This window comes from Methylobacter marinus A45, from assembly GCF_000383855.1.
Lineage (GTDB): Bacteria > Pseudomonadota > Gammaproteobacteria > Methylococcales > Methylomonadaceae > Methylobacter > Methylobacter marinus.
Window position 1 is genome coordinate 1,794,806 of the sequence record NZ_KB912877.1, and the last position, 13,318, is coordinate 1,808,123.

General features: G+C 59.1%; 14 protein-coding genes. 13 read left to right on the forward strand and 1 reads right to left on the reverse strand.

From position 1 onward, the window contains the following. Positions 1-62: 62 nt before the first annotated feature. The 13 genes from bluB to METMA_RS0108260 all read left to right on the forward strand — a co-directional run bounded on the left by bluB (position 63) and on the right by METMA_RS0108260 (position 12,017). On the forward strand, positions 63-716 hold the full coding sequence (gene bluB / locus METMA_RS0108200; protein WP_020158598.1) for a 5,6-dimethylbenzimidazole synthase: 654 nt from the start codon (positions 63-65) through the stop codon (positions 714-716). Next, positions 707-1,741, forward strand: coding sequence for a nicotinate-nucleotide--dimethylbenzimidazole phosphoribosyltransferase (gene cobT / locus METMA_RS0108205; protein ID WP_020158599.1), 1,035 nt, complete (start codon positions 707-709; stop codon positions 1,739-1,741). The genes bluB and cobT overlap by 10 nt, the downstream gene beginning before the upstream one ends. A gap of 128 nt (positions 1,742-1,869) precedes the next feature. Then, positions 1,870-2,109 (forward strand): hypothetical protein, encoded by a 240-nt coding sequence (locus METMA_RS0108210; protein ID WP_020158600.1) that lies wholly within the window; start codon positions 1,870-1,872, stop codon positions 2,107-2,109. Continuing rightward, positions 2,106-2,552 carry a type II toxin-antitoxin system VapC family toxin gene (locus METMA_RS0108215; protein ID WP_020158601.1) on the forward strand — a complete coding sequence of 149 codons (447 nt, stop codon included), beginning with the start codon at positions 2,106-2,108 and terminating at the stop codon, positions 2,550-2,552. Before METMA_RS0108210 ends, METMA_RS0108215 begins: the two co-directional genes overlap by 4 nt. Positions 2,553-2,561: 9 nt before the next feature. Next, the gene (gene cobS, locus METMA_RS0108220; protein WP_020158602.1) at positions 2,562-3,308 is read left to right on the forward strand and encodes an adenosylcobinamide-GDP ribazoletransferase; all 747 of its coding nucleotides are present in this window, start codon (positions 2,562-2,564) and stop codon (positions 3,306-3,308) included. Further along, positions 3,293-3,856 carry an alpha-ribazole phosphatase gene (gene cobC, locus METMA_RS0108225; RefSeq protein WP_020158603.1) on the forward strand — a complete coding sequence of 188 codons (564 nt, stop codon included), beginning with the start codon at positions 3,293-3,295 and terminating at the stop codon, positions 3,854-3,856. Before cobS ends, cobC begins: the two co-directional genes overlap by 16 nt. A 268-nt stretch (positions 3,857-4,124) precedes the next feature. Further along, positions 4,125-5,279: an aminotransferase class I/II-fold pyridoxal phosphate-dependent enzyme gene (locus METMA_RS0108230; protein ID WP_020158604.1), complete on the forward strand. Its 1,155-nt coding sequence runs from the start codon at positions 4,125-4,127 to the stop codon at positions 5,277-5,279. A gap of 96 nt (positions 5,280-5,375) precedes the next feature. After that, positions 5,376-6,773: a cobyric acid synthase gene (locus METMA_RS0108235; protein WP_027147144.1), complete on the forward strand. Its 1,398-nt coding sequence runs from the start codon at positions 5,376-5,378 to the stop codon at positions 6,771-6,773. Positions 6,774-6,839: 66 nt separating this feature from the next. Then, complete coding sequence (gene cbiB, locus METMA_RS0108240; protein ID WP_020158606.1) at positions 6,840-7,736, forward strand: adenosylcobinamide-phosphate synthase CbiB; 897 nt, start codon at positions 6,840-6,842, stop codon at positions 7,734-7,736. Next, a complete protein-coding gene (locus METMA_RS0108245; protein WP_020158607.1) occupies positions 7,733-8,230 on the forward strand; it encodes a bifunctional adenosylcobinamide kinase/adenosylcobinamide-phosphate guanylyltransferase in 498 nt (165 codons plus the stop codon). The genes cbiB and METMA_RS0108245 overlap by 4 nt, the downstream gene beginning before the upstream one ends. Positions 8,231-8,353: 123 nt before the next feature. Further along, entirely contained in the window at positions 8,354-9,460 is a 1,107-nt protein-coding gene (locus tag METMA_RS0108250) for a lytic murein transglycosylase (RefSeq protein WP_020158608.1), read from the forward strand. Between the two features lie 149 nt (positions 9,461-9,609). Continuing rightward, positions 9,610-10,815 carry an ABC transporter permease gene (locus METMA_RS0108255; RefSeq protein ID WP_020158609.1) on the forward strand — a complete coding sequence of 402 codons (1,206 nt, stop codon included), beginning with the start codon at positions 9,610-9,612 and terminating at the stop codon, positions 10,813-10,815. Positions 10,816-10,817: 2 nt separating this feature from the next. Continuing rightward, positions 10,818-12,017: an ABC transporter permease gene (locus METMA_RS0108260; protein ID WP_020158610.1), complete on the forward strand. Its 1,200-nt coding sequence runs from the start codon at positions 10,818-10,820 to the stop codon at positions 12,015-12,017. A 50-nt stretch (positions 12,018-12,067) separates the two neighbouring features. Here the strand turns inward: METMA_RS0108260 and METMA_RS0108265 are convergent, their stop codons facing one another. Beyond that, entirely contained in the window at positions 12,068-12,706 is a 639-nt protein-coding gene (locus METMA_RS0108265; RefSeq protein ID WP_020158611.1) for an MlaC/ttg2D family ABC transporter substrate-binding protein, read from the reverse strand. Between the last annotated feature and the right edge of the window lie 612 nt (positions 12,707-13,318).

Consider the following 13,318-nt stretch of genomic DNA (forward strand, 5'->3'; position numbering starts at 1 on the left):
TTCTGGGCGATAATAGGCGACTGAAGTCGCCCCCACCGGGCCGTTTAATATTGATCAGTACCATGACCCGACACCGTTACGCCGACGACGAAATCGCCGCCGTCTACCGCGCCATTTACGAGCGCCGCGATATGCGCCACTTCCTGCCCGACCCGGTTGATCCCGAAGTCCTGAAGCGCCTGCTGCAGGCCGCGCATCACGCACCCAGCGTCGGCTTCATGCAGCCGTGGCGGTTCGTGCGCATCAGCGATCCCGGTCTGCGCAATGCACTGCATGCGCTGGTCGAGCAGGAGCGCATCAATACGGCCCGGGCTTTGGGCGAGCGCGAGGACGAGTTCATGAAGCTGAAGGTGGAAGGCATACGCGAATGCGCGGTCGTGCTGGTGGCCGCCTTGTGCGAACGGCGCGAGCACTACATTTTCGGCCGGCGCACGCTGCCGGACATGGATCTGGCCTCCCTGGCCTGCGCGATACAAAACCTGTGGCTGGCGGCCAGGGCGGAAGGCCTGGGGATGGGCTGGGTGTCCCTGTTCGAGCCCGAACACGTCAAAGCCCTGCTGAAGATGCCCGAAGACAGCCAGCCCGTAGCGATCCTGTGCCTGGGCCATGTCGTCGAATTCTACGACAAGCCGATGCTGGAACAGGCGCAATGGGCCGAGCGCAAGGATCTGGACACTTTATTATTTGAAAATACCTGGGATACACCGTGCCGCTGAATTTCTCCATCGCCCCGCTCTCGTCAACGCTTCGCCCCGCCCTGCAGCAAAAAATCGACCAGAAGACCAAGCCTTTGGGGGCGCTGGGCCTGCTCGAAACACTGGCGCTGCGGATCGGCCTGATCCAGAACACCCTGACGCCCCGCCTGAACAAGCCCTGCCTCATCGTTTTCGCGGGCGATCACGGCGTGGCCGAAGCCGGCGTCAGCGCCTATCCGCAGGCCGTGACCGCGCAAATGGTCGCCAATTTTCTGGCCGGCGGCGCGGCGGTCAGCGTGTTCGCGCGCCAGCACGGCATGGAACTGCTGGTCGTCGATGCCGGCGTCAATGCCGATCTGGACAGCCATCCGGCGCTGATCGGCGCCAAGATAGCCAAGGGCACGCGCAACTTCCTGACGGAACCGGCCATGACCGACCGGCAATGCCTGGAAGCCCTGCAAACGGGCGCGGAAATTGTCTCAAGCCAGCACAAGCTGGGCTGCAACTGCATCGGCTTCGGCGAAATGGGCATCGGCAACACCTCGTCCGCCGCCCTGCTCATGCATGTGCTGACGGGACTGCCGCTGGAACAATGCGTAGGCCGCGGCACCGGCCTGAACGACGAACAACTGAGCAACAAGGTCGCGGTATTGCGGCAGGCGCTGGAGCGGCACCCGGCCATTACCGAACCCCTGGCGGCCCTGACGACGTTCGGCGGCTTCGAGATCGCCATGATGACCGGCGCCTATCTGAAGGCGGCCGAGCTGGGCATGCTGATCCCGGTCGACGGCTTCATCGCCGGCAGCGCCCTGCTCGTGGCCAGCCGGCTGCATCCGCAGGTGCTCGATTATTGCGTGTTCAGCCATGTCTCGCGCGAACAGGGGCATCAGGCGCTGCTTGAGCACTTCAATGCACGTGCGCTTATCAATCTGGACCTGCGGCTCGGCGAAGGCTCCGGCATCGCCCTGGCCTATCCGCTGCTGCAGTCGGCCGTGCTGATGCTGAATGAGATGGCGTCGTTCGATGAGGCCGGGATTGATCATTAAAAGTCCTCGGCGCGCAACTGAAACTTTAATAAGTCCCATCAATCGGTTAATCTGGCAGTGAATTCCTTCCTGAGTTTCGCATCCTATTGACCATTGACTATACAACTGCGTAACCGGAGCATAAAACCATGCAGCACATTATCAATTTACCCCATGAAATGGTAGAGCAGATCAACCATTTACCGAATCCTGATCAATTCATCTATGACGCCATCCGTCGCGCGCTGGAAGCACGGCAAAAACCGTCAAAATGGGCGCAGCTTGCCGAGCGCATTGCCGAAAATCCTATTGATCTGGAAGAGCATACCGAGCAATTCAAGCAGGATATGAAAGAATTCAAGCAAGATTTTGCCTTTAAATCCGAATGAATTATTTACTCGACTCCAATACACTGTCAGACCTTTATAACGCATCGGCCCCAGCGCACCCTAAAATTCTGCAGCGCCTGTCAATGCTCACTGATACCGACAAAGTCTGTTTTTCGGTACTGTCGCTCTATGAATTTGAATACGGTTTCGCCAATGCGCCGGAAAGTAAAAAACTCCGTATTCGGCAAAAAATCATTCAAATGCAAAAAGATTTTTGCTGTTTACCCTTGACTCCCCAAGGAGCCGAGCTTTTCGGTTTGTTAAAAAAATCCATCAAGGATTTGCGTAACCTCAATCAAGAGAATCTTAAAAAACACAATATAGACTTGATGATGATCTCGACCGCAATCACGGAAAATTGCATGCTGGTCAGCGCCGACAAAATTTTTACCGATATCCAAACTGTTTTTGCAGATTTAAGTACCGAAGACTGGACAGTCTGAAAAACAGTCATGCCCCATCCAAGACTGTTCCTGCTGGCGCTCGGTTTCTACACGCGCCTGCCCGTGCCCCAAAAGCTGGATTACCGGCAACTGCCCGAAGCCGCGGTTTACCTGCCGCTGGTCGGCTGGCTGGTCGGCGGGCTGTCGGCATTGGGTTTTTATCTGGCCGATGGCCTGTGGCCGCAGCAGACAGCCGTCATCGTAGCGCTTGCCGCAGGCATTTTTATTACCGGCGCCTTCCATGAAGACGGCTTCGCCGATGTCTGCGACGGCTTCGGCGGCGGCTTCGACAAGCCGCGCATCCTGGAGATCATGAAGGACCCGAGGACCGGCAGCTATGGCGTGCTCGGCCTGGTGCTGCTGCTGGCGCTGAAGATCAGCGTGCTCGGCTCGCTGCCGGCGGCCGCCGTGCCGTTGTTGTTGCTTGCAGGGCACAGCTTCAGCCGGCTGCCGCCCTTGCTGATCATGCACCGTTACGCTTATGCGCGCATCGACCACAGCAAGGCCGGCGCCGCCGTTTTCAGGCCCGGCATCGCCGGTCTGCTGTTTGCGGCAAGCCTGGCTTTATTGCCCTTGCTCCTGCTGCCGGCCCTCTGCTGGCTGGCGATCCTGCCCGTGCTGGCCGTCAACCGGCTGCTGGGCCGTTATTTTTACCGCCGTATCGGCGGCTATACCGGCGATTGCCTCGGCGCCAGCCAGCAGATCGCCGAAACCGTTTTTTATTTGAGTGTGAGTATTTTATGGACATTTATCTGATTCGCCATACCAACACGGCCGCGGAACCGGGGCTTTGCTACGGCCACAGCGACATCGGTCTGGCCGACAGTTTTGCCGACGAGGCCCAGGATCTGCATGACAAACTGCCCGAGTTCGATGCCGGCTGCAAGGTGTTCAGCAGCCCGCTGACGCGCTGCCTGGAGCTGGCCAAAACCTTTTCGGAAGCCGTGACCACCGATGAGCGCCTGAAGGAGCTGCATTTCGGCGATTGGGAAGGGCTGCGCTTCGACGATATCGATGCCGATGCCGTGCAAAACTGGACCAATGATTTCGTCAAGGCCGCGCCGCCGAACGGCGAGAATTTCGAGGATCTGTACCTGCGCGCGGGCGGCTTCTGGCAGGATCTGGCGACGGTCAAGGCTGAGCAGGTGCTGGTCATCACCCATGCGGGCGTGATCCGCGCCCTGCTGGCGCGCGCCCTGAACATGCCCTTGGCCAATTCGTTCCAATTGCGCATCGACGCCGGCTCCGTGCATAAGCTGCGGCACAGCGTCGATTTCACTTACGTGGATTACATCAACTTGTAAATGAAGTTTGTAGGGTACGCATCGCGTACGAGGCTGTGAAAGAATTAGTGAAAAACGTCATAAAAAGCCTTATTCACCACGAAGATCACGAAGGACACGAAGAAAAAATTAAGTTAATCAAAGGCTTAAAACTTCGTGCTCTTCGTGTCCTTCGTGGTTAAACCCTTTAAATTGAATACTTTCACAGTCTCGTACCTTTTGGGGTGTTAGGTCATCAAAAATGGTACGCGATGCGTACCCTACGCTTCATGGTAAAAATATTTAACCCTTGCATGACATCAGTTTATTCATGAAGCACGGCGGCAATATCTACCGGTTCGCTCAAAACCTGGGCTGCCTGCCCCGGCAGGTGCTGGATTTCTCGGCCAATATCAACCCGCGGCAGGCGGCAACGCTGGACTGTCTGCAGCAGGTGCAGCTCGGCCCTTATGCCGATCCGCATTACGGCTTGTTGAAACAGGCGCTGCAGGAACGCTACCCCGGCCCGCCCGGCGCCGATATCGAAGTCTTCAACGGCGCCAGCGCGGCCATTTTTGCCCTGCTGCGCTTTCTGCAGCCCGACGATCTGGTCTTGTACGCGCCGCTCTATGGCGAATATGCGCATATCGCCGGCGAGCTCGGCTGCCGGCTGCATACCATCGACCGATTTGTCGATCCTGCGGCCGATGTTCCCCGAGGCAGCACGGTCATTTTCGTCAATCCATCGACGCCGGACGGCCGGCTTTACGACCTGAAGGACTGGCTGGACAAATGGCGGGCCGCCGACTGCACGATCATCATCGACGAGTCGTTTCTGGACTTTTGCCTACAGGACGTAGGCAAGGGGCGTGAGCATGACTGCATGAATGCAGGAGGTATACCCTCTGGGGCACAAGGGGCAATGCCGGGAGCGATTGCTGAGGAGCGGAAGCTTTGTGAAAATAAATCGGTCGCCGGCCACATCGGACACTACGACAAACTGTATCTGATCAAATCGTTGAGCAAGTTTTACGGCTGCGCCGGCATCCGCATCGGCTTTGTCATGGCGGCCAGTCCGGCGATCGAAGCGCTGAAACGCCTGGAGCCGGCCTGGAAACTGTCCAGCCTCGACATGGCTTACATGCAGCAGGCGCTGGCAAATACGGCTTTTATCGGACAGACCCGCCGGCAGACAAGCGAACTGCGCGGGCAGTTGCATCGAGCCCTGTCGGACTGCGGCCTGTTCCGGCGCATTTATGACGGACAGGCCAATTTCCTGCTGGCGGAACTGGCCGGCATGGATGGCTATCAATTGCAGGAAAAGCTCGCGCCGTCGCGCATTCTGATCCGCGTCTGCGATAATTTTGCCGGGCTGACCCGCCGTCATGTGCGCTTTGCCGTCAAGGACGAACAGGCGATTGCCGAGCTGGCGCGATGCCTGAATACGATAACCTCTGAACTTTAATATTAACCACGAAGAACACAGAGAACACGAAGTTTATATTTTTCTTCGTGTCCTTCGTGGTCTTCGTGGTTAATACAACATTAGGCGATGATTGAAATGAAACCCTTAGCAGTTTTCGGCACCAGTTCGGATGCCGGCAAGACCACGCTGGTCACGGCCCTGTGCCGCATCTTTGCCGACCGCGGCCTGCGCGTCGCGCCGTTCAAGGCGCAGAACGTCTCGAACAATTCGGCCGTCACGCAGGAAGGCGGCGAGATTTCGCGCGCCCAGTGCCTGCAGGCCGAGGCCGCGCGCGTCGAGCCCAGCGTGCTGTTCAATCCGGTACTGCTCAAGTCGCACGGCAACGGCTGCGTGCAGGTCGTCGTCAACGGCCAGGTTTACAAAAACGAATCGATCGCCGCTTATTACGACGAGATCGGCACTCTGAAACAGCAGGTCCGGCAGGCCTTCTCGACCCTGCAGCAGTCCTATGACCTGATCGTCGCCGAAGGCGCGGGCTCGCCCGTGGAGCTGAATCTGCTGCACAAGGACCTGTCGAACACCTTCATCGCCAAAACCTTCCATACCAAAAACATCCTGGTCGCGGACATCGAGCGCGGCGGCGTCTTCGCATCGATTTACGGCACCCTGGAGTTGATGGACCCGGTCATGCGCGCCAACCTGATCGGCGTCGTGATCAACAAATTCCGCGGCGACCGGCGCTTTTTCGACGAGGGCGAGAAGATCATCCGCGAGCGTTTCGGCGTGCCCGTGCTGGGCGTGCTCCCCTTTCAGCCCTTGAATATCGACATGGAAGACTCGCAGTCGCTGCAGAATTACCGGCAGCGCCTGGGCGATGTCAAAATCCGCGCCGCCGTGATCGCCTACCCGGGCCTGGCCAATTACAACGACCTCGATGCGCTGATGGCCGATGCCGAGGTGCAGGTAGAACTGATCGACGCCTACCGGCCGCTGGGCCAGTTCGACATGGTGCTGCTGCCGGGCAGCAAGACCGTGATCCGCGATCTGCAATGGCTGAAAGCGCTGGGCCTGTTCGACGAGATCCGGCAGCTAGAAAAACCGGTGTTCGGCATCTGCGGCGGCTATCAGATGTTCTGCACCAAATTGCACGACCCCGATGCGCTCGAGCATGACACCGCCGGCAGCGAAACGGGGCTGGGATTGTTCGACGATACGGTAGTCTATAAAATCCCGAAAATCCTCAAGCGCGGGCAGTACGAGCTGTTTTCCTGCCCGGCCGTCACAGGCTATGAAATCCATTGCGGCCGCATGGCCAAGTATCCTTTGGCGCATCGGCACGAGCACGTCGCCGGCACGCATGTGCACGGCATTTTCGACAATGACGACTTTCGCACCGCTTATTTCAAAGCCATCAATCCGGCCTATCAGGGCTATGACTATACGGCCTACCGCGAGGCCGAAATCCAGGGCTTTGCCGACATGGTCGCGCAGCAGCTGGATATCGCGGCGATTCTGGAGGCGCTGCAGGATTGATATGGATATAAAAATCCGTTGTGTAGGGTACGCAGTGCGTACCCTACATTTATAAAAGGCCGGCCGATGTATTTTGAACTGGCATTACTGGCCTATCTGATCGATTTGACGATCGGCGAGCTGCCCGGCAAGCATCCCGTGATGTGGATGGGCGACTTTATCTCGGCCTTCGAACGGCGTTTTTACCAAGGCCGCATCCTGACCGGCGCGCTACTCGTGACCGGCCTGCTGGCGCTGACGCTGTCGATAGCCGCCGCACTGGTTTATCTGGCCGGCCTGCTGCCGGCCTGGCTCTCCTTGCCCGTTCTAGCCATGGCGGCCTCGACCGGCCTGGCCATGCACATGCTGCACGCCAGCGTCGCCGGCCTGCTGACGGCCGAAAATCCCAGGCAGGCGTTGAGCTATCTGGTCAGCCGCGACACCGGGGCCATGACCGAAACGGAGGTCTACAAGGGCGCGCTGGAAACCTGGGCCGAAAACCTCAGCGACGGCGTCATCGCGCCGCTGTTTTATCTGGTCCTGTTCGGGCTGCCGGGCATCGCCGTCTATAAAGCCGTCAATACGATGGACTCGATGATCGGCTACAAGACCGGACGCTATTTTTATTTCGGCAAGGTCGCGGCCCGGCTGGACGATATCGCCAATTACCTGCCGGCCCGGCTGACGGCGCTGCTGATCATTGCGCTGGCCGACGACAGACGGCGGGCCTGGCAATGCTGCCTGCGCGACGGCGGCAAGCTCGAAAGCCCCAACGCCGGCTTCCCGATCGCGGCCATGGCCGGCGCATTGGGCGTGGCGCTGGGCGGCGACGCCCGCTACCACGGCCGCATCAAGCACAAGCCGGTACTGGGCTGGTCAATCCATCCGATCAATCAAACGACATTGGAACAAGCATTGAACATGAAAACGGGCATTAATCTTATCGTGCTGACCCTCCTGATCGCAGGAGCCTTGCTGACATGAAAACGCTGTTCATTGGCGGCATCAAAAGCGGCAAGTCCCGGCTGGCCGAAACCTACATACTGGAGCAGGCCGGGGACCTCAAGCCCTACTATCTGGCCACCACCGAGTTTTTCGACGACGAGATGCAGGCGCGCATCGCCGTCCACAAGCAGCGCCGCCAGGATTTTTTCGATACCCTGGAAGAGCCCGTCAGGCTGTTCGAGGCGCTGAAGGACTGCCGCCGGCCCGTGCTGGTCGAGTGCGTATCGATGTGGCTCAACAACATGCTGTACCACGGCCATTCCGAAACCGCCATCCTGGACGAGCTGCAGGCAGTGCTGCAAATTCCCTGCGATATGGTCCTGGTTCACAATGAAGTCGGGCTAGGTATCATTCCCGACAATCCGCTGGCCAGACGCTTTGTAGACCTGTCCGGCAAGGCCTCGCAATTAATCGGGCAGCATTGCGACCGGGTGTTTTTTTGCAGCGCGGGCTTAACAATACCGATGAAATAACCAATAATAGAAGCCAACAATAATAAGAAATCTCGCCGCCCGCGCGGAACGGTTATCCGTATGCCGCCCGGATGTCCTGGTGCTCTTTTTGGGGGGCCGCTAATTAATAAGAAGATAAAAAATATGTTGGTAACAAATATAACTTATAAACGGGTGTTTCAATTAGCTTTAACCCTGCTGCTTGCCGGCTGCGCCACGGATACGGAGAACCGCCGCTCCGATACGCTGGCCGCCGTGATGCCGCAAAACAAAGTTCCATCCGCGCCGAAACCGGTCGTCAAAGCCGCGGTCTCGCTGCCGCCGGCTCAATCATTCAGCCAGCCTGTCTCCGTGCCCGCCCCGGCCTACTCGGCCCGCACACTGACCGGCATTTACGCCCGCTCGCAGCCTGTGCATGACTTTATCCGGCACATGGTGCAAAAGCACGGCTTCTCGGAAACCTATCTGAACGGCCTGTTCTCGCAGGCCACGCGCCTGGATTCCGTTATCCGGCTCGAAACCGCGCCGCGAGGCCACGGTCCGGCCAAACCGGGCGTCTGGACGCGCTATCGCAGCAAGTTTCTGACCGATCAGCATATCAGCCACGGCGTGCAATTCTGGATCGATAACGCCGATATCATCCAGAAAGCCAGCGCCACCTATGGCGTCGATCCCGAATATATTGTCGCGATCATCGGCGTCGAGACCTATTTCGGCCGCAACGTCGGCAAGACCGGCACCTTCAATGCCCTGGCGACATTGGCTTTCGATACTCCAAGACGCACCAGATTCTTCACCTCGGAACTGGAGAATTTCCTGCTCATGACGCGCGAGGAAGGCTTCGATCCGCTTGAGCCGGTCGGCTCATGGGCCGGCGCCATGGGGCTCGGGCAATTCATGCCCAGCAGCTTCCGCAGCCTGGCCGTCGATTTCGACCACGACGGCGTGCGTGATCTATGGAACCAGAAAGATGCGATCGGCAGCGTCGCGAATTATTTCTCGCACAGCGGCTGGCAGCGCAGCAAACCGGTTGCCAGGCAGGCCAAGGGCGGCAATGCCAAATCGACGATTGCCCTGAGCACTTACCAGGGCAATGAGCACTGGCAGGTTTACCCCAATTTCAAGGTAATCAAGCGTTATAACAACAGCAACAACTACGCCATGGCCGTGCACCAGCTGGCCCAGGCCATCAAGCAGAGTTACGCGGCCAAGCAAGGTCCGGCGCTGGTGATGGGTCAGGGCGGCAGGTAATGCGTATCCTGCGCTTGCCGGCCGCGGCCGGCAAGCGTTACGCGGGCGTTTACCGCAAAATCGCTTTTTAATCGATCGCGGTTCGGTTAGGCTAGCTTCCGATTGGCCGTTCCTGTTTGCGCATGAACGGCCGCCTCCGGAGCCGGCCCATGTTTTTCAAAGATACCTTAACCCAAGCTTTCGGCGCGATCAGTACCCAGCGCCTGCGCGCCGCGCTGATTATCCTGGCCATGAGCATCGGCGTGGCTTCCGTGACCGTGCTGACGGCCCTGGGCGAAAGCGCCCGCCTGTTTATCGTGCGGGAGTTTGAAGCGCTGGGCACGCATCTGATCATCATCCTGCCCGGGCGTACCGAAACGGTCGGCGGCGCGCCGCCGCTGTTCGGCGAAACGCCCCGGGATCTGACCCTGGGCGATGCCTATGCCCTGCTCAGGAGCCACTATGTGGCCGCCATCGCCCCGGTAGCGGTCGGTTCGGCGCCGGTTTCAACGGAAGGCCTGGAGCGCGAAACCAATATCCTCGGCTCGACGCATGAATTGCTGTCCGTCCGCCATCTGACCCTGGCCCAGGGACGCTTCCTGCCGGAAGCCGATCCCGATAAAGCCATGCCGGTCTGCGTGATCGGCCAGACTATCCGCGAACAGCTGTTCCCCGGCAAGCCCGCGCTCGGGCAGTGGCTGCGCATCAATGACCGCCGGTTCCGCGTCATCGGAATACTGTCCTCGAAAGGCCAGTCCATCGGCACCGACTTCGACGAAATCGTCATCATCCCGGTCGCCTCCGCGCAGGCGCTGTTCGACACCTACTCGCTGTTTCGGGTGCTGGTGGAAGCCAAGTCCAAACAGGTCATGCCTCAGGCCATGGAAGACATCACCAACATCATCAAGGCCCGCCACGAAGGCGAGGACGATATCACGCTGATTACCCAGGACAGCGTCGTCAGCACTTTCGACAAGATACTGACCGCGCTGACTTTGACCGTGACCAGCATTGCCGGCATCAGTCTGGCCGTGGCCGGCGTGCTGGTCATGAATGTCATGCTGGTGAGCGTGACGCAGCGCACCGCCGAAATCGGCCTGCTGAAAGCCTTGGGCGCAACCCGGCGTCAGCTGCACGGGCTGTTTCTGGCCGAAGCGGCGATGCTGTCGCTGGCCGGCGCGGTAGTGGGCGTCGTGCTGGGGCAAGTCGCGCTGTGGGGGCTGCAGACCGCCTATCCCGATTTCCCGTTCATCCTGCCGGGCTGGGCGCTGTTTGCGGCGCTGGCTGTGTCCTTGCTGACGGGGCTGGTGTTCGGCGTGCTGCCGGCCAGGAAAGCCGCGCGCCTCGACCCCGTGACCGCCCTGGCGAAGAGGTAGCCATGCGCGCCGCTGACCTGATCGCCTTGTCCTACCGTACCGTTATCAGCCACAAGCTGCGTTCGGGCCTGACCGCCCTAGGCCTCATCATCGGCATCGCCGCGGTCGTGATACTGACCTCGATCGGCCGCGGCATCCATGCCTTTGTGCTGACCGAGTTTACCCAGTTCGGCACCAGCCTGATCGCGGTCGTGCCCGGCAAAACCACGACCTTCGGCATCTCGGGCTCCACGATCAGCACCGTGCGGCCTTTATCGATAGCCGATGCCGAAAGCCTGGGCCGGCTGGACCATGTGATTGCCGCCATGCCGACCGTGCAGGGCAACGCCGAAGTCAAAGCAGGCGGCAGGCAGCGGCGCACCAATGTCCTGGGCGTCGGCTCGGCCGTGCCGGAGATCTGGAAGATCAACGTCGCCTCGGGCCGATTTCTGCCCGCCGGCGAGGAATCCAATCCGCGCGCCCTGGCCGTCCTGGGCCATACGCTGGCACTGGAACTGTTCGGCACGGCCAGCCCGCTGGGCCAGCGCATCCGCGTCGGCAGCGACCGCTATCGCGTGATCGGCGTCATGGAAAGCAAAGGCCAGCTGCTGGGCTTCGACATGGACGATACGCTTTACATCCCGGCCGCCAAGGCGCTGGAGATGTTCAATCGCGAAAGCCTGATGGAGATCGATCTGCTCTATGAAAGCGATGCGCCGGTCGCGCGCCTGGAACAGGCCATCAGGAAGCACCTGATCGCCCGGCACGGCAGCGAGGATTTCACGATCATCACGCAGAACCAGATGCTGGAAAAGATGGATTCGATTTTAAGCATCCTGACCCTGGCCGTGGCGGCGCTGGGCAGCATTTCATTGCTGGTCGGTTCGGTCGGCATCCTGACCATCATGACCATCGCGGTATCGGAGCGAATCTCGGAAATCGGCCTGCTGCGCGCCATCGGCGCGGAACGGCGCACGATCTTTCAGCTGTTTTTATCGGAGGCGCTGGCCCTGAGCGCGACCGGCGGCCTGGTCGGCGTGCTGACCGGCATCGCCACCGTGCGGCTGATCGCGGCGGCCCTGCCGGCGCTGCCGGTGCAACTGGCCTGGAGCTATATCGCGGCGGCCTTTCTGGTGTCCTTGCTGATCGGCATCGCCGCCGGCGTGGCTCCGGCCATGAAGGCGGCCCGGCTGGAACCTTTGGAAGCGTTGCGCGCCGAGTGACTGCAACAGGCCCGACCCGGCCCCGTTCCGGCGGGTATTTTCAGGTGGGCTCAGCCTTTATCGTCGGTGACGGGCTTGCTGTTTTTGTCGACCAGCTTTTGTATGACGCTGTCAATCGAGCCCGTTTGCGCAATCTCCTGGTTAAAAGAGGTGCGATAGTTAGTCACCAGGCTGACGCCGCCGATGATGATGTCGTAAACCTTCCACTCGCCTTGCTTGTTCAACAGCATGCGATAGTTGACGTCAACAGGCTGCTGCCCGGGCTGACGGACCACCGTTTTTACAATGGTCCTGCCATCGTCCCTGTCATCGGCATAAGGACTGAAAGTCAGGCTCCAATCCTTGTAATCCAGAAAGGCCCGGGTGTAGGTGCGCACCAATAAAGTCTTGAATTCCTCTATGAAGCGCTGTCTTTGCTCGGGCGTGGCCTGGCGGATATTTTTACCCAAGACCAGCATCGCCACTCGGGGCATGTCGGCGAATTCGCTCACGATCCCGTCGACAAACCGGACCGATTTGTCGAAATCCTTTTGATAGGCCGGCTGTTTTAATGTCTGTTTGATTTGTTCCGAGCTGTTCTCGATAACCCGCCGGGCCTGTGTGGCATCCTCGGCGGCGGGCGCAGCCGGGGGCAAGGCGAAAAAACTGAAGAAGAGTATCAGTAGCGACAACGATTGCCTGTGAAACATAGAAAACTCCAGAAAAGATAGTAATGCTGATTAAAATGCCTTGTTTCATGGCCAGATTCCGGACTTGGCCTAACCGGCGGACGGGCCGGATTGTGCCTGTAAAAGGTTGGGTTTAAAGCCAGAACGTTTGCCTGGGTCAACCGGCGCCAATCTCATGTCGGTGGACAACCCCGGCTTATCTTCTACTTTATACCACCAGGATACACATCTGAATGACTAATAGAGTAGAAACCGGCCTGATTCTATCCATGCGGCCGGATAACTGATGTCGCACGGTTGCCGGTTTGAGTTCATTTATGCCCTATGGGTACTTGTGGGCCATAGGGTATTCGCACTGCATGTTAGTGCCGAAATCCGGCGTTTGCCCTGATACCGTAAAATGAACGGACACGTGTGTTCGCCCTTGCTAACGGTTCACCTTTGGCCAGCGGTTCTCCGATAGCCTGTTGTGCACCCGAAACAGGGCGGACACGTAGGTCCGCCCCTACAATGCATCCGCACGATACAGGCGACCCCTTTGATTTGTATGAAATGATCAGACACGTAGGGGCGAACCTGTGTGTTCGCCCTTGCCCAACGGTTCACCTTTGGCCAGCGGTTCTCCGATAATTT

Coding starts and splice junctions, on each gene's coding strand:
- bluB (WP_020158598.1), top strand. CDS start 63: ATGACCCGACACCGTTACGCCGACGACGAAATCGCCGCCGTCTACCGC.
- METMA_RS0108210 (WP_020158600.1), top strand. CDS start 1,870: ATGCAGCACATTATCAATTTACCCCATGAAATGGTAGAGCAGATCAAC.
- METMA_RS0108215 (WP_020158601.1), top strand. CDS start 2,106: ATGAATTATTTACTCGACTCCAATACACTGTCAGACCTTTATAACGCA.
- cobS (WP_020158602.1), top strand. CDS start 2,562: ATGCCCCATCCAAGACTGTTCCTGCTGGCGCTCGGTTTCTACACGCGC.
- cobC (WP_020158603.1), top strand. CDS start 3,293: ATGGACATTTATCTGATTCGCCATACCAACACGGCCGCGGAACCGGGG.
- METMA_RS0108235 (WP_027147144.1), top strand. CDS start 5,376: ATGAAACCCTTAGCAGTTTTCGGCACCAGTTCGGATGCCGGCAAGACC.
- cbiB (WP_020158606.1), top strand. CDS start 6,840: ATGTATTTTGAACTGGCATTACTGGCCTATCTGATCGATTTGACGATC.
- METMA_RS0108245 (WP_020158607.1), top strand. CDS start 7,733: ATGAAAACGCTGTTCATTGGCGGCATCAAAAGCGGCAAGTCCCGGCTG.
- METMA_RS0108250 (WP_020158608.1), top strand. CDS start 8,354: ATGTTGGTAACAAATATAACTTATAAACGGGTGTTTCAATTAGCTTTA.
- METMA_RS0108255 (WP_020158609.1), top strand. CDS start 9,610: ATGTTTTTCAAAGATACCTTAACCCAAGCTTTCGGCGCGATCAGTACC.
- METMA_RS0108260 (WP_020158610.1), top strand. CDS start 10,818: ATGCGCGCCGCTGACCTGATCGCCTTGTCCTACCGTACCGTTATCAGC.
- METMA_RS0108265 (WP_020158611.1), bottom strand. CDS start 12,706: ATGTTTCACAGGCAATCGTTGTCGCTACTGATACTCTTCTTCAGTTTT.